Genomic DNA, 24082 nt, shown 5'->3' with positions numbered 1-24082 from the left:
ATGGCGGGACATCACTCGGTCGCGTTCGTCGACGAATCGCACCTGAAAGGCCCTCACTCGGCAGGGTTCTATCTGCTCGCGGCCGTCATCGTCGACCAGACCGCTGTGGAGCAGGCCCGCAGCGCCATGCGCGCCGCCGTCGGCACCGGCCGCTTCCACGCCAACGAGCTGCACCGCGACGCCCGGTTCCGCGTCGTCGAAGACGCCCTCGATACGGTGGCTGCCCACGCCGGCTGGGTGCACATCGTCACCCACACCCCGCTGGATGTGGGCAAGGAAATCGCACGCCAGCGCTGCCTCAGCCAGCTACTTCAAGAACTCAACCGGCAACGCGTGCGCGACGTCATCATGGACACCCGCGGTGCGGACCCGAGCCCGGAGGAACGCGACCACAACGACATCCGTGACCGGCGCACCTACCGGCAGCTCGTCCGTGAAGGCACCATCAACCCTCGCATGGCAATACGTCACCAGCACAGCCATGACGAGGGGTCTTGGATGGCGGACGTCGCTGCCTGGGCCACGCAACGCGTTCTTCGCACCGACGATCCGGTGTGGTGGAACCGTATCGCGGACATCGCCACGGTCACCGACGCCGTCACCGGCACAGACCTGAAAATCCGCGGGGATGGGGGTGGTGATAGGGCCGCTCTGCCAGCTGGTGATCACGGCCCCCAGAGAGCGAGCCAAAGCGCTCCACCCCTGTTATCACCATCAGCATACCCGCCCGCCGCCGATTTGCCGCCTCAGTATCCGAATGCGACCCTCACCGACCTGGCCATGCAAAGCCTGTACGCGCGGCAGGCGCAAAGCCGCCTGGAGAACAAGCTCTCCCGGTCGATCGCCGAACTATCGGACGAGGTGCGCAACCTCCACCACACCATTCGGCGCATCGCCGCTCTACGCACTCCGCAGTCCGACGCACGCGACGTAGCACCCTCCGCGCCCGATACCGACTCGCCATCCAGCTTGGACAGGAACGGTGACACGCGCGCGCTGGAGTGACCGTCAGGCCGGGCGACGATGAGCGTGCCGGGACACGCATCGCCCACGCTCCCTGCCCGTATGCGTCGTCTGCGGGTAGCCGGCCTGTCCTGCGTCGAGGTGCGCTCGCTCAGCGGTGGCGCTGGATGCGGTGGGTCATCGGCCGGTCCCAGAGGAACATCCGTTCGTCGCTCTCAGGCAGAATCTGCGAGTGCACGCCGAATATGACCCACGGGTCGAAGCCTTCGCGCTTCTGCAGCACGGTGAAACCGAGGCTGCGGTAGAAGTCGGCCAGTCCGGGCCGGGCTGGCATCTGGCCATACAACATGAGGTACTTGCATGTGGCGTAGACCTGCCGGCAGCACTCCATCAACGCCGCGGCCAGCCCTTGACGGCGCATCGGCTCAGCCACCGCGAGTGCCTTGACCCGCACGAGACCGATCGCGCCGGTCACCAGCAGCTGCTGAGGATTCACGCCGATCCGGTGAGCCTGGGCCAGGAACTGACCGATCACCCCCACCGGCGGGTATGCCAGCAGCGCACCGACGATTCCGCGCCCTGGATCTTCGGCGACCAGCGCGAGCGTGAGGTGGAGAAACGCGACCTGCCGGCCGGTGTCCTGGTGGGTGAAGAACTGTTCGGCAACGTGACTGAGAAAGGTCTCGTGTCCGTCGCGCATCCCGATGATAAGGCCGGCGCCGGCGATCCCGGCGTCGATCGCGTCGGCTACCTCGTCCTCGACCCGCGTGCCGGCCATCTCGGCGAACGTCCGCAGCGCGGCCAGGTCGACAGGTCGCGCCAGCCGGACACGAACATGCGATCCCGGGATGGCCCAGCCGTCGATGAGCGCTTGAGCCGTGACGGTGCGGTTGACGGAGTGGTCAGCGCGAAGGCGGCTCTCGGGGATCGAGTGCCGCACTGGTTCGCGTCTGCGTGCTTTGCCTCTGCGGTTCGCCACCATCCACACCCTCCATTGTCATCACGTTCAGCAACCATATCGTCATCATCTGTGAGTTTCGATGCGGTGATCCGATCGGCGTGCAGCTCCTCCGCGTCGCGGTACGCGCTCGCCGGGTCGGTACTGTGCGCGACCACCGGCGCCCGACCAACCGAACCGGCGCCGTACCCGGTGGCGCTCTTCGCCTACCGCCGGGTCGGCAACCTGCGCAAATGCCAGCGGCCGACCGCCCGAATCGGCGCCGGACCCGGTGGTGCTCTTCGTCTACCTCGCCACCTGGCATGCATCGCGCCTGCCAGCACTCTGGGCTGTGCTCCGCAGGGTCGACACGACCGCGAATACCGCGCCCAGCGAGGGCAGTAGGCCCATCATGGCGAGCGCGTCGGTAAGACCGACGGGCTGCCACAGCGCTGAGCACATCGCCGAGCCGGCCGCGCCGCCGCTGAAGAAGGTCAGGTTGCCGATGCCGATCGCGCTGCCCCGCAGCTGCGGTGCGCGTTGGCCGACGAGCCCGGTGTAGACGGTCTGGGCGGTGCTGAACGCGCCGAACGCGACCGCGACGGCGGCGACGAGCACCGCGGGATGTGGTGCGATAGCGGCGCTGGCCAGGAATCCGCCGAACGTGAGGGCGACGATCGCGAGGACGCGGACGGCGCCGAGGGCCGGCACGTATCGGGAGGCGATACGGGCGAGGAGGACGGCTCCGGCGGCGCCGGGCAGCAGCACCACGCCGACGTCGACGGCGCTGTACTGGTGCTGTCGGTAGAGCACGTGCGGAATCGCGTACAGCGCGGCGAACATTCCGCCGTACACGCCGGCGCCCACGACGGCGGCGGCGCGCAGCTGTGCATCAGCGAGGACGACGTGCAGCACACCGGCGTCCTTGCGACGGCGGTGACGGCGTACCGTCAGGATCGCCGCCGCCACCGTCATGGCCAGCACCGCGGCCGCCGCTGCGGCGGGCAGACGCAGAGTGTGCGCCTGGATCAGCAGCAGTCCCCCCGCCGCTGTCATTGCGACGGCCGTGATGCCGGGGAGGTCCGCGCGCGGGCCGCTGCCGGGCCGGCGGCGGGTCAGCGGCAGTGCGAGCGGCACGAGCAGGAGGGCGCTGGCGGGAAGGATCATCGGCAGCCGCCAGGACGCGAGGCTGCTCAGCCCACCGGCGAGGGTGGCGGTGGCCGATACGCACGCCAACGTCACGCCGATCGTGGCCAGTGCGCGCGGGCGGGCGTGCTCGGGTAGTTGCGCGGCCGTGGTCATGGCGGCCGCGGTCACCGCCCCGGAGCCCGCGGCGAGCAGCAGACGGCCCGCGACCAGCGCCAGCAGTCCCGGCGCGATGACACAGATGGCGGCGCCGGTGGCCAGCAGGAGCGCGCCGGTGGTGAGGATGCGGCGGGTGCCGTAGCTGTCGGCCAGCAGTCCTGCGGTCGCGGTGGCGACGCCGAGGCCGAGCGCGTGGGCGGTCAGGATCCACACCGCGGCGATCGGTGTTGTGTGGAGGGCGTCGACGGCGGCCGGGAGCGCGACCGCGGCGGCGCTGACGCCGTAGATCGCGGGCCCGTAGAGCAGGCCGAGACGCAGTCCCGCGCCACGGGGCGCTCGCGCGACCGCGGCGGTGTTCGTGGACACGGGTGCGGGGTGTAAGGGCATGGATTCTCCAGGGCGGGATGGCATCGAGGGGACGCCGTGGACAGTGATGAGCTAGACGGCTTGTGGTAGCTGCGGTAGCGGCAGCGGGACGCCGGCCGGGAGAGCGGCGACCGCGAAACGCGGGCAGTCTTCAGGTGCTGGTGGTGGCGTGGGCGCGGCCGCGGCGGGCGAGCTCACGCAGCAGCGCGGCGATCAGGTCTCCGGACGGCAGGCCGCTGCCGGCCAGGATCCTGGCCTGGGTGTCGTCGACGGCGGTGTGCAGGCGTGTGGCGAGCCACATGCCTGCGTCGGTGGGGACGAGCACGATCGTGCGCCGGTCATGTTCAGCGGGGGCCCGGTAGATCAGCCCACGCGCGATCAGGGTGCGCAGACAGGCGGTGAGGGTCGCCTTGGCGATGCCCATCTCCTGGGCGATCCGGCGGGCCTCGATGCCCCGGCTCACACACACCACCAGGAGCGCGTCGAAGTGGTTCCAGGTGAACTTCTCCTCGCGCAGGATGGTGCGCTCGATGGTGCTGCGGATCAGGCTTGCGGTGCGGCACAGCTGCACGAGCGCGCCCGGCCGCGGGGTCGGGCGCGGTCCGGCAGTGCGTGGCGCGGGTGGGTACGGCGGTGCCGTGTTCTGTCCGTACCCGGCCGGCTGTCGCGGGGCGGGCACGCCGGGCGGGGCCGGTACTGGTCCGGCGGGTCCGCGGTTGCGGCGCGGGGTGTTGGCGGTGTCGTGATGGCTGGGGTGCATTCAGCGTTCCCTGGGTCTGCGGGTGTGGAAGGGTGCGTACGAGGCGATGCGGCGGTCTCGCGGGTGCGTGCGGATGCCGGTGTCCGCGCCGGGCGGTGCCGGGGCGGATAGTTCCTTTGCCCTGGCGGGAAGTGGCCTCATGCGGAGGTGCCGGCTGTGCTGCGTGCTCAGGTGAGTGGCTGATTCCGGCGCGTGTTACCGCGCGATCGCGCTTGGCGAGCGCGTAGATCGTAGGACCACCAGCGTGGGACAACAGCGGCTATTCGATGCTCGGCTCAGGCTCGGCATTCCGCCGTGAATCGTCATTTTCGTAGCCCGGGTCTGTGGCCGGGCGTCGTTCACCGCCATCTAGCGGTATCGGCGGCGGAGGCGTCTCACCGAGTTCACGACGAAGCTGTCGCTCGTCTCGAAAGTATGCTGCTTCTTGTGCGAAGCTTCTGATGCCTCCGGGACGGTGCCATTGCGCAAGCACGTCCCGCGCCGCATCGGAGGCATGATTCTGGATGAGCTCCTCGGCGGTCGTCTCCCACGGAATATCCGCCTGCTCGGCGGCGATCTCCTCGCCTCGGCCGCGCCAGTCCTGCAGCGCCGCATCGTAGGCTGCCAGCGCGGCATCGAGCGCCGCCCCTCTGTCCCGCATACCCGCCCCGCGGTCACCGCCCACCAGCTCCTGCGGGATAGGCTCCGTTACTGCATTGCCGTCAGCGTTCATCGCGATAACTCCAAACCGATGACATACTTGTTGAAGCGCTGTGCGCGCGAAGAATTAGCTATTCACCCCGAGCGGCGCACCCTGGACGCGCAGATATACGACCGGGTCGACAGCGTTTACGGGCGTTAGCTGGCATTCGCCATTCCCGCACGCATGTTCATGGACTTCGAAATGTAAATGTGGGCCGCTGGAATTGCCGGAGCTGCCGACCAGGCCGATCGGCTGTCCGGCGGTGACCGTGTCGCCGACGGTGACTTCGGGGCGGCGGACCATGTGGCAGTAGCGGGTGCCGATCCCGCCGGTGTGGGCGATGTCGACGTACCAGCCGCAGCCGATGATGCTCCGGCTGCCGTCGACGTCGCAGGTGCCGCGGGTGGAGTTGCACGCGGAGGCGGCCACGGTCCCGGCCGATGCCGCACGGATCACGGTGTGCCGGGCCGCGGACAGGTCGACGCCGGCATGGAATTCGCCGCCGCGCCGGCCGAACCCGGAGCCGACGACCGCATCCACCGGCCGGACCCAGCCGCCGGTGCCGGCGGGTGGGCCGGCGCAGATGGCGAGGCTGGCGCCGGGCAGGTCGGTGATAGCCGCAGCGCCGGTGACCGCCGCGACGACTTGCTCGGCGTCGTGCTCGCGTTCGCCGTACCGGTCCGGGAACGCGGATTTTTGGACGGTTTGGGCGGCGACGGTCAGCGGCATGGTCTCCCACCCGTCCACCTTTGCCAGGGCGGTGTAGAAGCGGCGGCTGGCGTAGACCGGGTCCTGGAGCTGGGCCGGGGTGCCCCAGCCCTGGCTGGGGCGTTGCTGGAACAGGCCGACTGAGTCCCGGTCGCCGTAGTCGAGGTTGAGCAGCCGGGACTCGACCATCGCGGTCGCGACCGCGACCACCCAGCCCCGCGCCGGCACGCCGGCCTGCTGGCCGACCGCCACGATCACGGCCGCGTGCGCGACCTGGACGGAGTCCCAGGCGCCGACCGGATGCCACGCCCCGGTCGGCACCGGCCGTGGTGTGACCGTGCCACGGCCGGTGCCGGTGCAGGATGCCGACGCCGGCCCGTCGTCGGTGATGGCCGCGCTGGTGCACAGCAGCACGATCACCGCGACGATCGCGGCCGTGAGCGCCGCCGTGCTTTTCACCGGTCCGCCATCTGCACGGTGGCGACCAGCCAGCGGCCGTGCGGCGCTACGCATACGATGCGCAGCGTCCCGGCGTCGGTCGGCACGTCGACGATGACGCGCAGCGTGGTGCTCTCCCGCGGCCACGGCTGCCCGGTGATGCGGGTGGCGGGCACGTCGGCCGGGTCGACGGTGCGCAGCATCGTCGCGTACTCGGCCGTCGCCAGCGCGGCGACGTCTTCGCGCCACCGGTCCGCGGGCAGGCCGGGGCGCGCCCACGCGCCGGCGAACCGTACGGCCACGTCGACGGCGGCGGCGGGGACGGCGGTCGGGACCGGCGCGGTCACCCCGTCGGCGTCCGGCGTCGCCCGCGCCGCGTTATCTGCCGGGGAACCGGTGATGGGCAGCGGGCGGTCCTCGTGCGGCACCCCAGCTTTCTCATCCGCCGGCCCGCAGCCGGCCAGGGCGAGAACGGCAGCAGTGCCGAGTCCCGCCAGGCCCGCGCGCTGAAGGGGCCTCATTCGGCTTCCGTCTCGGGGCCGGTCGACGCGTGGCGGCTCAGCTCGTCGTTGACCAGGGCCGCCATGCCTCGCAGCTGGTGGTGCACGGCGACCAGGTCGGGCCGGACCCGGCCACGCCGGATGGAGGTGATCTCCGTGCGGAGTGCGTAGAGGGCGCTGCTGAGCTGGGCCAGGAACTCAGTACGTGGCCGGGTGGCCTCATCGGCATCCACGCCGGTGAGGTCGCCGGTGTCCGGGCGGGATACGGGGTCGGTCATGGCTCTATCTCCGGTTCGTCGTCGATACGGCCGTCGTCGGGGTCTTCGCGGTGGGGGTCGGGGTCGGCCAGCGCCGCGTCGAGGTCCGTCTGCTGCGGTGCGCCGCGGGCCTCGGCCTCGCGGGCCTCGGCTTCACCCGCCGCGACTCGGCGGTCCTCTGCGTCGCGGGCTCTTTCCTCGGCGGCTCGGCTGACTTCCCGGATCGCGGCGATGTGCAGGTAGACGTCCACCGACGCTTCGCGAATGCCGCGGATCCGTGAGGTGAGGCGTCCCCAGTCCCAGTTGGTGGCCACTTCGGCGGGGTGGGTCATGACGCCAGCTCCCTCCCGCCGGTCTCAGTGGCGGACGTGTCGGGTGCGGGCCGGGCGGCGAGGTCCGCGGCGGCGGCGTGCAGGGCTTGCCGCTGCCAGTCCTGCGGCCATGGGGTGTCGAGGCACCGGCTGGTGTGATGGCCGTGCCGGCATTTACTGGTGTCGAGGTCGCGCCAGCGTGGCCGGGCCCGGTCGAGGGCTTCGTGCCAGCGCAGCGGCGCCTCGAGGCCCGCACCCGTGTGGTAGGCGCCGTGCCAGGCCAGGCACAACGCGGTCAGTTCCTCGACCAGCGGTGGGTGGCGTGGCCAGCACGGGCCGAGGGCTTCGGTGAGCTGGTAGCGGTCGACAGCCCAGTCCACCCAGTCGATCAGCCACAGCCACACCGCCCGGGCGCCGTCCCGGTCCAGGTCGCGCCACCGCACCCGCGCCGGCGTCCATTCCGGCCGGGCCGCCGCCGGCTGCTCCTGCAGCTGGACGACCTCATCGGCGAGACCGGCTAGGCCGGCGCGGAGCGCGTCGACGGCTCCGGCGAGTTCGGCGATCGCCTCCATTTCCGGGGAGGCGTCCGCCGGCAGCTCGAACGCGAACAACGATTCAGGCATCGCCGTCACCGCCGCGGATCCGGTCGTTGAACACGGCGGCAGCTGTTTGCAGTTCCGGGCCGTCGTCGCGTTCCCACCACGCGGGCATGTCCACCTCGACCGGCGGCATGTTGCCCAGCAGCACCAGCGCCCGGCCGGCGGGCAGGCTCCGCAGCGCGGCCAGGTCCACGAGCGGTTCGCGTTTGAGGTGTTCCTGAACGTTGGTGTGTGCGCCGCCCCAGCTGGTCGTGGCGGTCAGCTCCTGGGTCTGGCCGATGAGGGCTTGGGCGTCACGCAGCGCCGAGACGTCCTGGGTGCCGCCGAGGACCATGCGCGCGTTCGCCCCGTCGCGCAGCGCCCGCCCGCCCTTGGCTCCCCAGCGTTCTTCGAGCTGATGCTCGTTCTGACAGGCGATCGACATCGAAATCCCGGACCCGCCGCCGTCCGCCCAATGGCCGGGCAGTGACGGCAGCGGGGCGACGTTGGTGATCTCGTCACCGATGAAATACAGGGCCGGTTCGATCCGGCCGCCGGGTGCGGTGAACGACGCCTGGAGGGTGTGGTGGAAGACGTCCTCAGCGACCGCGGCCAACAGCGGGGCGACGGCGGCCTGGCTGGTGCGCGGGCCGACCAGATACAGGGTGCCGGACGCCGCCAGCCACGGTCCGACCTGGAATTGCTCGCCGCGCGGCGGGGAGCAGTTGGCCAGCACCGTCGGATGCGAGAAGCAGTCCAGCGCCCCGAACACGACCGCTTGGATGCTGTCCCGTGTGCGGCCGGTCGCCTCCCGGTGGTGGGCGAGCCGGTCCGCCCACGCGGTCACCTGGTGGTGGCGCAGGATCTTCTCGGGCCGCGGATCGGACGGGTTCGCCGCCCAGGCGACGAGGTCTTCCATCGTGGCGCGCTCGTCGAGTGCGGCCGCGTGCAGCATCCCGCGGATCAGCGCCGCCGCCTGGTCCTGGAAGAACGCGCCGTTCTCGGCGGAGGAGTCGATGCCGGCACCGGCGGCGAAACCCTTCGCGCGCAGGTTCGCGACTTCCATGTCCTCGGCGCCCTCGATCGGGGACCAGCGCAGCCGCGGTACGCCGGGCAGCCGGCCGAGCGGTTCGAAGATGAACGCCGGCCCGATGCGTTCGCGGGCGGCGTAGGTGACCGCGGCGACGTCGAGGCGGGTGGAGGTGGTCAGGACCGCGCCGCGGGCGTCGAGCACCCGCGGGATGACGTACCGGGACGTTTTCCCGCCGAAGCGGGCGGCGGCGGCGAGGAGTTCGGTGTATTCGTTGGCCAGGTACAGCGGTTCGCGCGAGATGGCGTGGTAGCCGAGCAGCCGGCCGACTTCGAGGGGGTCGGCCCGGCGCTGCTCCTTGACCGCGGCCACCGCCGGTGAATCGGTGCCCCGGATCGTCAGCCCGGGGCGGAGCACGTCGACGCGGTCGAGGACCGCGCGCGCCGTGACCAGCTGGCGCAGATCCTTGCGACCGGCGAACCCGGACCGGTGCACATACCGGCGGGCGACGCGGGCCGGGGTCCACACCAGCACGGCGAGCGCGATCGCGTAGAGCACCAGCCACAGCAGGTACACCAGCGCGGCCGGGCCCACGTCGGCGCGCGCCGCCTGCGGCCATGCGTCGCCGGGCGTGCCGGGGTGTGCCGGCAGCCGCAACGAGATCCCGAACGCGTCCGCGACCGTGGAGTCCGGCCACGTGCCGTGCACGATCAGCCCGGACAGCTGGCCGGCAGTCCATAGGGTGGTCGAGGCGATAACCGCGGTGATGATGCCGAGGGCGAGGGCGGCGACGCGGATGACGATGTCGAGGCGGTGGATGCCCTCGCGGGGCAGCCGGTGGCCGGGTGACATCAGCGGCGGGCGGCTCATACCGGCACCCCCACACCCGTCGTGGCCGCGGGTGGTGGGGCGGGTCCGTCGCCGAGCATGCGCTGCTCGGTGTTGACCATCTCCCACTCGACGCGGGACAGCTGGTGTTTGACGACGTAGGAGCGGCCGGCGACTTTCCACAGGCCGGTGCCCCGCTTGAGCCGCTGCAGCAGCTGCGTCTCCACGTCGGTGGTGCCCAAAAATTCGGCCGCGGAGTCCAGCGATCCGGCCGCCTGCCGGTAGGAGATCCGCACGCCGGTGTCCTCGATCAGGCCGCGGGCGATACGGACCTGCTCGGAGCCGGCGTGCCCGGACGCGGCCAGGTCGGAGAACCGGTGGAAGGCGAGAATGTTTTCCGAGCCGAGAGCGCGGGCGAGTTTCAGTTGTTCGCGCATGCGGCGCATCGGCCCGATGTAGCGGGCCAGCAGCGCGAACTCGTCGTAGAGACACATCCGCGGCGGAGCACCCGGCCGGGTCAGTTCCGCCTCCAGCCACGATTGGGCGCAGGTCATCGCCATCGCCGTCATCGCGTCCGAGGTCCGTACCGCGCGCAGGTCCAGGACCGCGCCCGGCTGGGCGAAGTCGAGGCGGGCGCTGACGGTGTCGGGGGCGTCGAAGATCCCGCCCAGGGCGCCGGTGATCAGGCGTTCCAGGGCCAGCCGTACCCGGCGCGAGTCGGCGACGAAGTCGCTGAGGGTGTAGTAGACGCCGGCGAGGCGGTGCTGCCAGGCGTCGGCGTCGGCCATCGCGGCGAGAACCGTCGACAGCGTCGGGGCCGGCTGCCGGCCGGGGTCGGTGCCGTCGTCGGTGCGGGTGACCGCGTCCAGGGCGTAGGCGATCAGCGACCGTTCGGCCTCCGTCAGCCGGTCGCCGACCTGGATTTCGAGCAGGCCCTCCAGCAGCAGCAGCCGGCGGGTGCGCTGCACCTGCGCCCACTCCGTCTCCGACTGGCCCGGCAGCCGGCTGATCCCGGCCAGGGGGTTCATGACCACCCCGAGGCCGGGTCCGATACGCAGCGGCCGGATGCCGAGGGCGTCGGCGAGGGGGTCGTACTCGCCTTTGACGTCGACGATGTAGCTGCGCCGGCCCAGCGCCGCGTTCCGGAACGCCAAACTTTTCAGCAGTGAGCTTTTGGCGGAGCGGATCTCGCCGGTGACGACCATATTCGGTGCGCCGACCACACCAAGCCGGTAGAGCTCGTGGACGGAGAAGTAGAACGCGGCCTTCGAATACACCTCGGTGCCGATCAGCGGGCCGAGGGCCGGCAGGCCCGGATCGGTGACGAACGGATACACGCTGCACAACTGCGCGGACGTGGTCTCCAGCGGCGGCAGCCGCAGCTGCCACACGGCCCGGCCCGCGGCCGGCCCCGACCCGCCGCGGGCGCCCGCCGGTGGCGGGCCGGTCAGGCGGGCGGTGTCACGGTCCAGGCGCCGCTGCCGGCGCCGCGCCTGCCGGGCCGCGGCCGCGGCGTCGGCCGCCGCGGCGCGCTCGCCGATCAGCGCCGTCAGGCTGTCCTCGCGGGGCAGACGGTTGCGGCGGATCATGCCCACACCCCCGACCGGGGCTTCAAGCCACGCGCCAGCGGCAGGGCACCGGCCAGGAACGCCTGGTCCTGCTCGCCGTACAACACAATCGCTTCACAGCCGGCCCGCGCCAGGATCTGCCGGGCGACCCGGGCGTGCCGGTGCAACTCCTCGACGGTGCCGGCGGTGACGGTGACCAGTAGCGCGTACCGGTAGCGCACATGCCCGGCAGCCTGTTCGGCGTCGATCTGGTGGACCGCGCGCGCCTCGGCCTCCTCCCGCGCGGTCCGCACCAGCTGCAGGCGCTGCTTCGTGGCGCGTTCCCCCGCCGTGGCGACCTTGTCCCGCCGGGTCGCCAGCGCCGCGAGTTGCGGCGGGACCGGCTCGGCGACGAGCGTGACCGCGACCCGGCCGACCGTGCGCGCGAACAGGCCGATCAGCCACGCCATCGGCACCGGCTGGCGGGGCATCTCGTACACCCACAGCGTCTGCGACAGCCCGGAGTCGTGCCGCAGATACGACCAGCCGACCTGCTCCATCCCCGCCGGCCCGGCCGCATGCGGGGCCGCACCGGCGGGCGTGCCGTCGTCGGTGCTGGTGTGCGCCAGCGCGTCGGGGTCGAACTGCGAGCGCAGCACTCCTGCATAGACGCGCGGGGACAGCCAGCCGCCGGTGCCGATGTCGGCTTCCCGCACCGCGGCTTCGATCCCGGCCAGCCGCTCCAGCGCCACGACCGCCAGCGCCGTGTCCGTCCCACCGACGTCCTTGGCCTCGGCGGCCAGCCGCCGCCGGTCCAGCACGACGGTCAGGTAGATCTCGTGCCGTTCGGCGGCCGGGGCCGCGGCGGCGGTCAGCGCGGCCAGGGACTGGTATGCCGCCGAGCGGGTGTCGGTCGCGTGCTCGGCGAGGTAGCGCTGGGCGGTGTCGTCGGAATCCGGGACGGTGCGGGTCAGCAGCGACCACCGCACCAGCCCGGCCTGTGCATACTCCCCGCCGAGCAGATTGATCACATCCGACCAGGCGGCCAGCCGCTGCCGCTGCTCACCGGTGTCGGCCAGCACGAACCCCGCGCCGTAGCAGCGCAGCGCGGCCGTGACCGTGCCCTCCGCGCGGTGAACGAGCAGCCCGACCTCGGTCACACCGTCCGCGGCGGTCGCGGTCAGCCACCGGTATCCGGCGGCCGGGCCCGGCAGATCAAGCTCCCCCCGCCGCGGCGCGAACGCCGCACCGCGGTAGCGGTGCTGGCGCATCACCCGCTGCACCAGGGCCCCGGCCACGATCGGCATCCACTCGGTGATCCGCCGGCCCCGCAGCCGCGCCAGCCCGAGCACACCCAGTAACAGCCCTGCGGCGAACAAGCCCGCAGCGGATAGCAGCTGCCCGGCAGTCGCCAGGTTCAGGGCGGTGATACCGCACACCGCGCCGGCGAATACGCACCCGAGTTGCCCGGTCGAGAAGCCGAGCATCGATCCTCGCGTTGCCCGCGGCGGAAATTGGAAGTTCGTCATCGTTGGTTCCTCCGTTCTCGTGTCACAGCGGCACGACCGGCAGCTCACTGGCGGCACCCGTCGCAGCAGTACCGCGGCCGATTCCCGCGCTCGGCGCCGGCGCGTCTGCCGTGGCGGGCTCGATGCCGGTCGGCGTTGACGGCGCTTCAGCCGAGGACGACGGCGCTGCAGGCCCGGATGCCGGTGCCGGTGCTGGTGCGGCGGGTTGCGGCACGGCCGCCGCACCCGATCCGCCGACCGGTGACGCCGTCGCACCGGATGCGCCACGGCCGGGTCCGGCCGTCGTGTCGGTCGTGCTCGTCGTTGTGTGATCGCCTGCCGGTGTGCCCGCGCGGGAGCCGTCGGGGGCGGTGGAGGTGTATTCGTCCGGCTGGCCGGACGCCGATCCGGCGGCGGCGTCCTTGCCGGCGCCGGTCAGCGTGGTGTGGTCCTGTGCGGTGCCGGCGGCCTCATCGCGGTGCGGCGTTCCGGCGCCCGTGGACTTCCCGGTCGCCCCGGGCGACTCCCCCGTGCCGGTGGCGGTCGCCGGGTCGCCGGCCGCGGTGCCATCCGGTGCCGTGTCCGGCGTTGATGTATCCGTGGCCGGGCTGTCGACGACGCTGGGGATGCTGCCGGCGGTCCCGGCATCCGGTCCGCCCGACGAGCCCTTGCTGATCGTGTGTTGTGCCCAGTCCGACAGCACGTCCGTGCCGACGCTCATACCGGCCGCGCCCAGAAAACCCGGCGGGTCGAGGTCGGCGATGTAGCCGTCGAGGATCGTCGTCAGCCGCAGCAGGATCCACGGCGCCGCGACCATCAGGAAGATGATCAGCAGCCCCCGCAGGGCGTTGACGAGGTTGTCGCTCTCATACGGGGCTCTGGTCCCATAAATCCAGAACGCGACGATCCAGAATTTGGACGCCGCGAGGGCGTTGGTGGTCCAGAACCAGCGGCGGCCCCACGGCCGGGTCGCGTCCATCGCCTGACCCGCCATCGCCGCGACCCCGATCAGCGCCGCCCCGATCGCCAGAATCCCGCGGAAGAACAGGATGATCGCGATCAGCAGCAGGCCGGCGAGGGACGCCACCGCGATGATCAACGCGATCAGGGCGGTGCCCGGCTCCGCGCCGAGTTCGTGCAGGGCGGTAAGCCATACGGCGGGTTCCCAGTCGCGTGCCTGGTTACGGTCGATCAGTGCCAGCGTCGCCTCGTCCCACAGCCGGACCAGCGTGAACGCGATCCCGCCCGCGAACGTGATCCCGAGGACCGCGCGCAGCAGGCCGAGGACGATCCGCACGGGCCCGCCGTCGCGTGCCCGCAGGGCGTTGATGCCAAGGGAGAACGCGAACATCAGCAGCACGAACAAGCCCACAACGGAGGCGACGTCGTTGTAGACGCCGTAGAACGCGTCGTCCACTGTCACCGTCGTCTTCGCGAACACGTGGGCCGCCAGCCACGACAGCGTCCATCCGAATGCCGCCACCGCCAGATCGACGATGCCGAGAAAGCCGGTGCGTATGGCGTCGCTGACGCCTTCCTGCACCCGGCAGGCCACATCCACCAGCCCACAACCGTCCAGGCCCGGCGCGTTCGGGGCCGGCACGGTCGGCGTCGCCGACGGGCCGGGTGTCGCTGGTGGTGCGGTGACCGGGGCGAGGATCGGCGTTGGTGTCGGCGCGGGCACCGGCGCCGCCAGCCCCCGGCCCGCGACACCTGCGCCGAGGATCAGGCCGGCCACCAGTACCAGGAGGATCCACGCCGATCGACGCCACACCGGCGGTGCCGCTTCGCCGACTGCACGGGCCGGTACGGGCCGTGCCCGCACCAGCGAATCCAGGGCCAGGTGGGTGCGGGCGTGCGCCCCGGCGGGCGGTCGCATCAGGCGCCTCACAGCCGGTAGAGCATCGCGCCGATACTCACGAACGACCCCGCGAGCAGCAGCAGACCGGACAGCCGTAGCAGCCAGGCGCGGCCCCGGTTGTCGGCCGCGTGCGAGCCGAACAGCGGCCCGAGCGCCATCGCGATCAGCGCCCCGGTCCCGCCGGCGAGGATCGCCGCGATCCCGAGCCATAGCCCGGCGTTGATCAGTGTGTAGAACAGCTCCACCCGCGGCACCCCGGCCGGGTCCGGATTGATCCGGCTCCAGTCGAACCCGTCACTCGGCGTCGCGGTCGGCTCCGGCGCCGCTGCCAGCAGTCCAGCGACCGGACGCGCCATAGTCAGCCATACGGCCATCTGCGCGGTCAGCATTCTCGTCGCCTCCTTGGAAAGTCGGTGTGTACGTCGGGCTGGTGGCGCGCTACTGCTCATCGGGGCGCGGCGCCGGTGGTGCCGGCGGCAGCGGAGCCGCCGGTGGGACCGGTGTGACCGGGCCGAGCGCCGTGACCGGCGCCGGGCCGGTGCACCGGCGCAGCACCGCGGCGGCGAGATCGGTCAGCGACGTTCGGGTGGCCTTGTGCAGGCCGCGCACGTCGATCGGATGCGGGCGGGCCAGGATCGGGTCGTAGCCGATCCGCACGACGTGCCCGGCCGTCTGCTCGACCTGCCGCTGCACCGCGCGGGTGTCCCGGCTGATCACCGGCGAGGTCGTCATCACCGCCACCACGCACCGGTCCGCGGCCGCGGACAGCCCGGCGGTACGCATCCACGCCAGGACCGTCAGCAGGTGCTGCAGCGAGTCCTCGGTGGCCCGGCCGACGAGGACCGGGGCCGCGGCGGAGGCCAGCGCTCGCCAGGTGCCGCCGTTGTCGGCCGGCCGCAGGTCCAGCAGGGCCAGCCCGTACCGGGCGGGTAGCGCGGCCAGCATGGTCTGTGCCTCGCCGTACGAGGGCGGGTGACGGTCAGCGTTCATGTGCGGTTCTCCGATGAGGGTGTGCAGGCCGGTCGGGCCGGGCTGCGCGAACTGGGGAACGAGGCCGGGCTGCCCGGCCGTCGCGGCGGCCACCGCGTCCCAGACGGTTCCGGGGCGGGTGGCCGCGACGCGATGCGCGAGACCGCCCCAGGCCCGGCCGGTCAGGTCAGCGGCGGCGACCAGCGCCGGGCTGGCGAGGGCGAGCAGCCCGCCGAGCGCAGCGACGAGGGTGGAGCGCCCGACGCCGCCGTCGGCCGAGGACACCGCGATCAGCGGGCAGCCGGGCGGAAGCGCGGCGGCGTGCAGCCACACCCACTCGGCCTGCGTGCCGACGTACTCCCGCGGCATCGGCCGGATGTCCGCGGCCGCGCGGTGGTTGCTGTGCAACGGCCAGGTGGAGCGGCCGGCGAACAGTGGTGGGGCCGGCGAGGCGGACCCACCTCGCCTCGCCGGCCCGGGAGGCGTCCTGCGCCAGGTGCTCATGCTGGCGGCATCGGCTGCGGAGGGCCCGACCGCGGATGGCTGCGCGGTCATGGCCGCTGCGCCCCGTTCCTCCCCAGGCGGGGCGCCTGCTGGTGCAGGCCGTCGGCCGGTAGGACGCCGGGCTGGGAGTCGCTCGGGTGGTGGTGCGTGAAGGTCGCGCGGGATCTAGAATCAGCACCGCACCCTGATAGCTCGAATGGACAGTTTCGACGGGGAGTCAAGTCATAGCCCTAACGTCGCGCCTGCCTCAGGGCAGACGGGATCGAACACCGGGATGATCGGCTTTAAAGATTCGGCGACGCTGCCGCACCGCCTGAGAGCACGGAGGTATCGGTGGCACGAAGCGACGCGGCAGAGGAAACCTTCGACCTGAATACGTACGCAGGCCGCATAAGGCTGCTATTTCACTGTGTTTTGCAGAAGAAGGGTAAACCGTTCACCTATCAGGACGTCACTGCGGCGACTGGAATCTCCGGGGCCGCGATCTCGAAATTGAGGAACGGCAACAATGTCAATCCCAGCGCTGACGTCATTGTTGCGTTCGTCAACTTTTTCGGCGTCTCCGCCGACTTCATCCTGGGTACCCGCAACGTCGAGAAGACCGCGACCGAACTCCGGCACCTGAGAGAGATCATTCTGCTGACCGGGCTCAACGGCAGCGACTTAGGGAAGTTCTCTGCGATGTCCAGTGACGGCACCGCGACGCCGCTAGAGAATATTGTAGAAATTCTGACGGCGATCACGGGAGCCAGGGACGGCGGCCCTCCGAATGCCTGACCGCGCCACCATTCTCACCGCCCGATCCAGTTCTCGCGTCGGCCCATCTCGTTTCATATGGGAAGTCTGACCGGAGCTCGCACGGGACGGTAGATGACCATTCGTTGATCTTCCGTTGACCCGGATGCCGGTACCGGGTCGTTCTCAGTCTCCTGCGAGGCCGAGTTGGGCCGGTGCAATCCCAAGGACGCGGCACAGCAGCCCTCGGTAGTTGATGTCGGGCACTTTGCGCCCGTTCTCCCAGCGGGAGATCATGGCCTTGAACGACTCATCCGACGGCAGCGGGTGCCGGAAGCCCTCCGCCTCCGCCTGGCGCCGCATCCGGTCGGCCAACCGCGACTGGGACCAGCCTTTCGCGCGGCGGGCACCGCTGATGATGCGCCCCAGCTGCACCGCTTCCTGTGAGCCACCCACGATCGGCTTCACATCGACCTCCCCATCCTCAGCCCGCACCGCTCGCCGGTCCACGCCCCGAAGCGCTGACCTCGCTCGCCATGCCGGCCAGAAGTCATCCAGGCGCTGTCCGGCGCGACCGCCGGTAAGACTCAGCCACCGTGGAGAATCTGTCTACGATCTGTGATTGATCGACAACTGTTTACCACACGAGTTGTTCGATGACCGCCGAGCCGACCGCCACACAGGCCACGCTCCGGCATCTAAGCAGCTCTCGATGCGTAAATGATGCACGGGTCGTCCTACCGGTTCTTTCTCAAAGTAAACAGGAGCGATCCTCGCGGCTTGGCAGGAGTCGGACGCGGGTGCTGCCGACAGCCGACATCGGCGCGCAGATCGAGGGTGCGACCGCCGCTACGTCGGGCGCCGGATTCGGCGCCTGCGGTAGCGACAACAGCGGCGCCCCGGCCGTAGCCGCCCCCGCCGCAGGGAGCGCCCACAGTCAGCGCGATGCGCGGCGTGCCTGCCTAGAAGTCACCCACGGCCTTGAACGAGTAGTACATGCCCGGGTCCCAGAGGATCTGGATCCGGAACCGGGTGCCGTACGGCACTCCGGTGGCGATGTAGGCCCACTGGCCGGGATTGACCTTGGTCCACGTGCAGCCGCCGCCTGAGACGTAGTTGATGCAGGCGTAGAACGGCGCCCCGTAGCGGTCGCCGGTGCCGGTGTTCTTGACGGAGATGTTCCGCGGGCATTGGCTGGTGGAGACGTACGAGCCGGTGGGCGAGGGGTACGCGATGGTGACGACGTGGTCGAGTCGCATAAGAGGATCGGCTCCGTAGAGGCTCGCGGAGAAGGGTGCGCTGCGGCATCCTGCCGCGAACGCCGGCGAGGCGGGCGCGACCAGGACGCCAGCTATCGCAGCGATCACGGCGATGACGATCGCCAGAGGTTTTCCGTTCCATGTCTTTGCCACGAGTGCCTGCTCTCCGGTGAGAAGAAGTGCCGATTCCATGACGTGGCCGCCGATACATCGCACCAGGGCGTGCGGTGAACAGCACCCAGCTGAGCGAAATGCATAGTCCTCACCGTTACGCCCATTCGCCGGGACGGTGATTGCGGCACGAGTCAGCCCTCGATCGGGCGCATCGTTGATGCCGGGCGGCGTGCGTCCGCAAGCCGGGATAGGTCAATGCCCGAGCGGCCGACATGACCGTATGTCGCCCACCAGCGAGACGCGACGTATCGTTCGAGATCGTCCAGCGATTCGCGCCGAATCTGACCGGGATTCTGCCGGAGACACCTTCGGTTGCCGTGCCATCACGCAGGACACGCAGCCATGACTTATTGCCGTCGATTTCGGCCGGACCTGGCGGCGTTTCCGGGCCGCTCGGCCTGATCGTTCCATATGACGCGGTTCTGTTGCGGGCGAAGTATGCCGGGCATTATGGTGCGGGGCCATGCCGCCGGACCCACTTCGGACCTGTGCGTCGTGCGATCGCAGCGAAGAGGGCTCCTGCGCGATTCGCGTGCAGCTGTGTGACACCGGACCGCCTTCCGACGTCACCGAGACCGCAGCTCATCCTGATGCGGAATCGGCGCAGGGTCCGCGTCATGTCATGCCGCCCGGCGGTGCGGCGGTCGTCATCCGGTGTACCTGCACGCCGGGGACTCGTCTGCCCCGCACGTCGACGGATCCTGAGCGGCTGGTGTTCTCTCTGGCTGAGGTTCCGTGGATGACCGGCTTCTTGGAGCGCGGTATCGCACGGGACTGCCGTGCCGGCCTGGTGCGGCATGTCCATCGTGGGCAGACGCGCGGCATGACGCGCGACCAGATCGACGATCTGATAGCCGTCTACACGTCGCCACCGCGGCGTCCGGACTCCTCCCCCTCGGACGCGCAGTCGACGGTAGAGGCGGCCGCGGAACGCACACGTAGGCGCCTGCGCGGACGACGCTAACGGCCTTCTCCCCCACGGGTGGCCGACCCGCGCCGGCAGCAGTGCGCGCACATGCGGCCTCGTCACGGGCGCGTCGCCGCTGCCGCGCGCCACCACTCCCCGACGGCACCGGTACGGAGGTTTGGCGTGGAAAAACGCGAGCTGCATGCGGTAAGCCGGTGGGAGTGGGAACGGGTCGTGCTGCGTGCGCGCCTGCGCGGGCTGATTCCCGCGCGCGGGAAACGCGGCGGTGTCGCGGCGTCGACGTTTCGGGGTATCGCGCTGGTCCTCGCCTCCCACGCGGACGCAGACACCGGGGGCCGGATCTGGCCGGGTGACGCCACCGTCGCGGTCGAGGCGGAGGTCGGTATCCAGGTCGTGCAAGCCGTCCGGCGCACGCTCGTCGCGCTGGGCCTGCTCTACCGGGTCCGGGCACGCTCCCGCGGCCAGCACGAAGGAGACGAATACCAGCTCACCCTTCCCAGCGATCTGCTCGAGCGCCTCGAGGTCCTCAGCCCGGCGACAGTGCGCACCACGGCCGCCGCGCTGTACGCCGCGCGGCGCGGGCCGCGCCGGCCCGCCAACGGCACCCCCACATCGACCCCACCTCCCCCTGGTGTGGGGGTGCCGCCGGATCCCCCACACCCGGCGGATGACGGCAGCCCTGGGGGATCCGATGGCAGCGGCAACCAGCGTCCTGGGGGATCCGATGGCGGCACCGTGGGGGATCCGGCGGCACGCGATACCAGCCCCGTACCAGCCACCAACAACACCAACCCCACGGCGCCCGGCTCTTCTGCGGACGTCACCACTTCCCGCACACGCGCGCCCGCGGCGCGGCCGCACCTGATTCGTTGCGCGCCGCACGGCATCGCCGGTCCGTCCCGGCCCGACGGCCGGCCCCCGTGCGCCATCTGCCGCGTGCTCGACGACCGCGCGGACGGGCGGCTCCGGCCGACGTACCGCGATCCCGTCTCGGAGACGGCACGACGGCGCAGGCCCTGACAACGTCGGACGCGCTCGCGACGAGCACGCCTCGCCTCGCCGTAGCGGCCGGTCTACGGCGCCTGACCCGCCAATGGCGACGTCTGCCGCGCGGGCAGCGGCGAATGGAAGTCTGGCTCGTTTGATTCGCATTCATGGACAAACACGTGGCATACCTGATTTCGTAGGCGGCACGCCCGAGTCACCATTACGGCATTGCTGAAGTGCGGCGTATGCAGGGCGGCCAGCACATTCGAGGCAAGGGGCCACCGTGCCATTTCGCTGCCATTTCGCCTTCCTGTGCCGCGATACCAGGGCGGAATTTCGCGTCTTCAGCGCCGTCGCAGAAGCGCGCGGACCGCCGCCGCGGCGCACACACAGATGTCCCATTCACATCGTTGGAGGAGCGCACATGCGAGTCAACAGCACGAGGGTCACCGAGTCGGTGTTCAGCCTGCGCGGGCTGCGCAACGTCGCCGCGGTGGCGGCCCTGCTCGCCCCGGCGGCCGGGGCGTTCACCGCGGCGTTCGTCCCGCCGCCGTCGGTCCAGGCGGTGCCGCCGCCGTCCGTGCAGGCAGCGTCGATCCCGGACGGCCGCATCGCGCCGTCCGCCAGCCTCTACACCTACTACTAGTCGCCCTGGGTGAAGGCCGTAGCACCGACGCCCGTACGTCGGTACTGCGGCCTTCACCCTGTCCCGGCCCTCGCCAATACCGGCGCCCATGCATCCATACGCGCCTTCCGAGACGGTCGCGGCCCTGCCGCTCGCCTGACTGCTACGAGGAGCACCGATGTCTTCTGAGCGTGCCCGCCCCGTTCTGCCCGGCACCGGCACGACGGACTACGCCCGCTACATGCGCACCGAGACGCTGCTGACACTGCAGCGCGACGCGACCGAGTGGATACATCCCGACGAGCTACTGTTCCAAGTCACCCACCAGGCACACGAGTTGCTGCTGAAGGCGGCCGCGCACAGCCTCGCCCGCGCCGTCACCCAGATGGACATCCGCCGGCCGGTCCCGGCACAGCTGCTGGTGCAGCGCGCGGCGCTGGTCCTGCGGCTACTGACCGGCCAGCTGCGGCTGCTGCGCACCATCTCCCCCGTCGACTTCGCGCAGATCCGGACCGTGCTCGGGCACGGCTCCGGCCTCGAGTCACCGGGCTGGCAAGAGTTTCGCCGGCAGGCACGCGCCACGAACACGGCCTTCCTCACGCTGCTCGGCACCACTGCCGATCTGCAGCAGCTCTACGCAGACGACGCCTCCGCGCCGCTGTACCAGCTCGCCGAAGCGCTGATCGGCCTCGACGAGGACATCTCACGCTGGCGCGCCGACCACTACACGCTGGCGACCCGGCTCCTCGGCGACCACGCGCACGGCACCCAAGGCACGCCCGTCGACATGCTCGCCCGATCGGTCTCGCACCGCTTCTTCCCACGCCTCTGGGACGTGCGCGTACTCCTGACCGCCGCCGCGCCGCAGGTGCGATCCGGTAAGGCCCGGCCGTGACCCCGCGCCAGATCAGCCGAATCAGGTCCCGATTCCCAGTGCTCGACAAAATGACGCACCTGGCCTCGTGCAGCATCGCCGCCCGGTCAGCAGACCTCGATCACGCCATGCACACCATGCTCGATGACCTCTCCGGCCGCACACCCTGGCCGGCGTTCGAGCGCCGCGTGGAGGAGGCACGCCGCCGACTCGCGGCCCTCATCGGCGCCGACGCCGACCAGATCGCCCTCGTACCGAACGTGTCGACCACCGCGCACCAGGCGGCGTCCGCGCTGAGCTTCCGGCGACGCCGCGAGGTGGTGGTGGCCCGGGCAGAGTTTCCCGGGGTCGCCCAGGCGCTGGCTGCGCACCGGCGCCGGGGCGCGTGGCTGTACTGGATCGGCGCCCCGGGGCGTCTCCTGACCCCGCTTGAGTTCCTGGATGGCATCGGGCATCGCACTGCGCTGGTATCGATTCCGGCTGTCACCTACCAGAACGGCCAGCGCCTACCCATCGCCGAGATCACCGCTGCGGCGCGGACGGCTGGCGCCACCGCACGACGGTGGGAGACCGGCACCCCACCCATTCCCGCCATCTACGCGGCCGTCGCAGGCCTCCGAATCATCGACGACCTGAACGTTGCCGACGTGCGCCGGCACGTCACCAGCCTGGTCGACCTCGCGGCCCGGCAGCTGGCTGTGCACGGCGAACGGCTCCGGCTCGCTGCTGACGATCGTGCGCGCAGCGCACACCTGGCCGTCGTCGACCCGGAACCTCAACGGCTCGCGGACGGGCTGGCCACACGCCGAATCCTGATCGCGCCCCGCGGCGACATCGCCCGCATTGCATTCCACGCCTTCAACACCGGTGACGACGTCGCGCACGTCTGCGCGCTCATCCGCCAATACCGGCGGGCCATCCGCCCACGCCAGCCCCGAGGAGGACCAGCATGAGCCAGACCGACACCGCACTCGCGCTCGCCATGTGGAGTAGCGCCGACCGGCCGGCCGCCATCGACTTTCCCTACCAGCAGGTCGTCACGGCGTTCCTCAGCACAGGCAAACACCGCATCAGCTCCGGCCTGGTGGAGGCGTTGCGCACCGCGCGCGACAGACTCCCGCACGTGCGCGGCCCTCAACGACAGCGCAACCAGCTCGCACGCTGGCTGGACATCGTGCTGGACAAACCTGACGGCCGCTATGACTACCGCAGCTACCTTGCCCTCGGCGTCCTCCCCATCCTCGACCCGGAGCATCCGCCGACCACCGCCGCGGCCGCGCTCGCTCACCACGACCGCACCCTGGCCTTACTGATTAGCGACCTCTGCCGCTTCGAAGTCCGCGCTGCGCGCCGGCAGACGTTCGTGCTGCCACGGCTCCGGCCCGATTCGGAACGCATACGCAGGCGATGCCGGCTCGCGATCATCGCGGCAAAGCCCGCGCTCGCGCGCCTCGGGCTGGCCGACCAGGGCACCGCCGACGATCCCCTCGTCGCCGCATCCCACCTGGCACACATCATGGGCATGGCCATGAACCCTGACGAGCAACTGATGCTGCGGCTGACGATGCTTCCGGCCGACACCTGCCACGACGAGTACCTGTTTCTACGCGTCCTACAGTGCTTTGAGCTGCTGTTCTCCCTTGTCGTCGTCGACTTGGGTGAGGTCATATCGTCGCTGGTCATGGGCCGGGCACGTATCGCCGCAGCACGGCTCGACTCGGCCACCGGAGTCATGCAAGAGGCCAAGGGCTTGTGGCCACTGCTCGCAACGATGCAGCCAGAAGCCTTCGCGCTCTTCCGGCAGAGCACAGACGGCGCTTCCGCCATCCAGTCGCGAAGTTACAAACTTATCGAGTCGCTGTGCTCTCGGCCGGCAGACGAACGGGTGCACTCGGCTGCCTACAAATCGGTTCCGGAGGTTCGCGCAAGAGTTCTCGCAGGCAGTATTACGCTCGATGAGACGCTTCATCACACCCAGCATCGGATAAGTTCAACCTCGGCACTGGAGGTGGAGCGAGCAATGAAAAGCTTCGCAGAAGCCGCTTTGCGATGGCGGAGAAGCCACTTGGGGATCGCCACGCGGATGCTGAGCGCTGACCAGGCCGGCACCGGCAGCACGAGCGGACTTCCCTATCTCGCCGCAAATTACAAGTGCCCCGTCTTCGGTGGATCGTGAGACCCATCGCCTCGATCGTGAGTTCCCGACCTTCTCACAGCACTTCCGCGCCACGGTGACGAATGGATCCGCCAATGGCGACGCCCTTGTTCAAGCCCCACAACTCACCGATCGTATGATCAAATTTTGACAGAATTGAGACGTACACGGTTCGCCATGCGAAAGGTAAGGACGTTACGCCCTCCACTTTGCCTTGCAGAGACCATCCGCTTTAGGTAAACCGGGTCGCGGCATACCACCTAATCATGCAATCAACGTGGCCGCAGGCCAGA

At 70.6% G+C, this 24082-nt stretch carries 24 protein-coding genes; 7 read left to right on the top strand and 17 right to left on the bottom strand.

Features of this window, described 5'->3' with window-relative positions; genetic code table 11:
- Positions 1 to 1005: a hypothetical protein gene (locus tag J2S43_RS05430; protein WP_306827454.1), complete on the top strand. Its 1005-nt coding sequence runs from the start codon at positions 1 to 3 to the stop codon at positions 1003 to 1005.
- A 109-nt stretch (positions 1006 to 1114) separates the two neighbouring features.
- On the opposite strand, the gene J2S43_RS05425 is transcribed toward J2S43_RS05430, so the two are convergent.
- From J2S43_RS05425 to J2S43_RS05355, 15 genes are all read right to left on the bottom strand, one after another.
- Positions 1115 to 1945 (bottom strand): GNAT family N-acetyltransferase, encoded by an 831-nt coding sequence (locus tag J2S43_RS05425; protein WP_306827453.1) that lies wholly within the window; start codon positions 1943 to 1945, stop codon positions 1115 to 1117.
- A 261-nt stretch (positions 1946 to 2206) separates the two neighbouring features.
- Positions 2207 to 3571: an MFS transporter gene (locus tag J2S43_RS05420; protein WP_306827452.1), complete on the bottom strand. Its 1365-nt coding sequence runs from the start codon at positions 3569 to 3571 to the stop codon at positions 2207 to 2209.
- A gap of 151 nt (positions 3572 to 3722) precedes the next feature.
- Positions 3723 to 4331 (bottom strand): MarR family winged helix-turn-helix transcriptional regulator, encoded by a 609-nt coding sequence (locus J2S43_RS05415; RefSeq protein ID WP_306827451.1) that lies wholly within the window; start codon positions 4329 to 4331, stop codon positions 3723 to 3725.
- A 259-nt stretch (positions 4332 to 4590) separates the two neighbouring features.
- Entirely contained in the window at positions 4591 to 5043 is a 453-nt protein-coding gene (locus J2S43_RS05410) for a hypothetical protein (protein WP_306827450.1), read from the bottom strand.
- Positions 5044 to 5097: 54 nt separating this feature from the next.
- Positions 5098 to 6234 (bottom strand): M23 family metallopeptidase, encoded by a 1137-nt coding sequence (locus J2S43_RS05405; RefSeq protein WP_370881601.1) that lies wholly within the window; start codon positions 6232 to 6234, stop codon positions 5098 to 5100.
- Entirely contained in the window at positions 6177 to 6587 is a 411-nt protein-coding gene (locus J2S43_RS05400) for a hypothetical protein (RefSeq protein WP_306827448.1), read from the bottom strand. Before J2S43_RS05400 ends, J2S43_RS05405 begins: the two co-directional genes overlap by 58 nt.
- Positions 6588 to 6676: 89 nt before the next feature.
- Positions 6677 to 6937: a hypothetical protein gene (locus tag J2S43_RS05395; RefSeq protein ID WP_306827447.1), complete on the bottom strand. Its 261-nt coding sequence runs from the start codon at positions 6935 to 6937 to the stop codon at positions 6677 to 6679.
- Entirely contained in the window at positions 6934 to 7248 is a 315-nt protein-coding gene (locus tag J2S43_RS05390) for a hypothetical protein (protein WP_306827446.1), read from the bottom strand. Before J2S43_RS05390 ends, J2S43_RS05395 begins: the two co-directional genes overlap by 4 nt.
- Positions 7245 to 7850, bottom strand: a complete 606-nt coding sequence (locus J2S43_RS05385) for a hypothetical protein (protein ID WP_306827445.1) — start codon at positions 7848 to 7850, stop codon at positions 7245 to 7247. The genes J2S43_RS05390 and J2S43_RS05385 overlap by 4 nt, the downstream gene beginning before the upstream one ends.
- Positions 7843 to 9705: a type IV secretory system conjugative DNA transfer family protein gene (locus tag J2S43_RS05380; protein WP_306827444.1), complete on the bottom strand. Its 1863-nt coding sequence runs from the start codon at positions 9703 to 9705 to the stop codon at positions 7843 to 7845. Before J2S43_RS05380 ends, J2S43_RS05385 begins: the two co-directional genes overlap by 8 nt.
- Complete coding sequence (locus J2S43_RS05375) at positions 9702 to 11252, bottom strand: putative type IV secretion/conjugal transfer ATPase (RefSeq protein ID WP_306827443.1); 1551 nt, start codon at positions 11250 to 11252, stop codon at positions 9702 to 9704. The genes J2S43_RS05380 and J2S43_RS05375 overlap by 4 nt, the downstream gene beginning before the upstream one ends.
- Positions 11249 to 12739, bottom strand: coding sequence for an SCO6880 family protein (locus J2S43_RS05370; protein WP_370881600.1), 1491 nt, complete (start codon positions 12737 to 12739; stop codon positions 11249 to 11251). Before J2S43_RS05370 ends, J2S43_RS05375 begins: the two co-directional genes overlap by 4 nt.
- A gap of 22 nt (positions 12740 to 12761) precedes the next feature.
- Entirely contained in the window at positions 12762 to 14597 is a 1836-nt protein-coding gene (locus J2S43_RS05365; protein ID WP_306827441.1) for a hypothetical protein, read from the bottom strand.
- A gap of 8 nt (positions 14598 to 14605) precedes the next feature.
- Positions 14606 to 14968: a hypothetical protein gene (locus J2S43_RS05360; RefSeq protein WP_306827440.1), complete on the bottom strand. Its 363-nt coding sequence runs from the start codon at positions 14966 to 14968 to the stop codon at positions 14606 to 14608.
- A 49-nt stretch (positions 14969 to 15017) separates the two neighbouring features.
- Positions 15018 to 16052 carry a MinD/ParA family ATP-binding protein gene (locus J2S43_RS05355; protein ID WP_306827439.1) on the bottom strand — a complete coding sequence of 345 codons (1035 nt, stop codon included), beginning with the start codon at positions 16050 to 16052 and terminating at the stop codon, positions 15018 to 15020.
- A gap of 333 nt (positions 16053 to 16385) precedes the next feature.
- Between J2S43_RS05355 and J2S43_RS05350 the strand changes: the two genes are divergently transcribed.
- The gene (locus tag J2S43_RS05350) at positions 16386 to 16829 is read left to right on the top strand and encodes a helix-turn-helix domain-containing protein (RefSeq protein WP_306827438.1); all 444 of its coding nucleotides are present in this window, start codon (positions 16386 to 16388) and stop codon (positions 16827 to 16829) included.
- 144 nt (positions 16830 to 16973) lie between these two features.
- Here the strand turns inward: J2S43_RS05350 and J2S43_RS05345 are convergent, their stop codons facing one another.
- Positions 16974 to 17255: a helix-turn-helix domain-containing protein gene (locus J2S43_RS05345; RefSeq protein WP_306827437.1), complete on the bottom strand. Its 282-nt coding sequence runs from the start codon at positions 17253 to 17255 to the stop codon at positions 16974 to 16976.
- A 494-nt stretch (positions 17256 to 17749) separates the two neighbouring features.
- Positions 17750 to 18046, bottom strand: a complete 297-nt coding sequence (locus tag J2S43_RS05340; protein ID WP_306827436.1) for a hypothetical protein — start codon at positions 18044 to 18046, stop codon at positions 17750 to 17752.
- Between the two features lie 1264 nt (positions 18047 to 19310).
- Here J2S43_RS05340 and J2S43_RS05335 point away from each other — a divergent pair.
- From J2S43_RS05335 to J2S43_RS05315, 5 genes are all read left to right on the top strand, one after another.
- On the top strand, positions 19311 to 20168 hold the full coding sequence (locus tag J2S43_RS05335; protein ID WP_306827435.1) for a hypothetical protein: 858 nt from the start codon (positions 19311 to 19313) through the stop codon (positions 20166 to 20168).
- Between the two features lie 391 nt (positions 20169 to 20559).
- Complete coding sequence (locus J2S43_RS05330; protein ID WP_306827434.1) at positions 20560 to 20781, top strand: hypothetical protein; 222 nt, start codon at positions 20560 to 20562, stop codon at positions 20779 to 20781.
- A gap of 157 nt (positions 20782 to 20938) precedes the next feature.
- The gene (locus J2S43_RS05325) at positions 20939 to 21655 is read left to right on the top strand and encodes a tryptophan 2,3-dioxygenase family protein (protein WP_306827433.1); all 717 of its coding nucleotides are present in this window, start codon (positions 20939 to 20941) and stop codon (positions 21653 to 21655) included.
- 50 nt (positions 21656 to 21705) lie between these two features.
- Positions 21706 to 22587 (top strand): aminotransferase class V-fold PLP-dependent enzyme, encoded by an 882-nt coding sequence (locus J2S43_RS05320; protein WP_306827432.1) that lies wholly within the window; start codon positions 21706 to 21708, stop codon positions 22585 to 22587.
- Complete coding sequence (locus J2S43_RS05315; RefSeq protein WP_306827431.1) at positions 22584 to 23810, top strand: tryptophan 2,3-dioxygenase family protein; 1227 nt, start codon at positions 22584 to 22586, stop codon at positions 23808 to 23810. The genes J2S43_RS05320 and J2S43_RS05315 overlap by 4 nt, the downstream gene beginning before the upstream one ends.
- Positions 23811 to 24082: the final 272 nt, after the last annotated feature.

The sequence above is a fragment of the Catenuloplanes nepalensis genome (assembly GCF_030811575.1).
Classification (GTDB): domain Bacteria; phylum Actinomycetota; class Actinomycetes; order Mycobacteriales; family Micromonosporaceae; genus Catenuloplanes; species Catenuloplanes nepalensis.
Note: the sequence above shows the minus strand (reverse complement) of the source record. Positions and strands in the feature narration are given on the sequence as shown.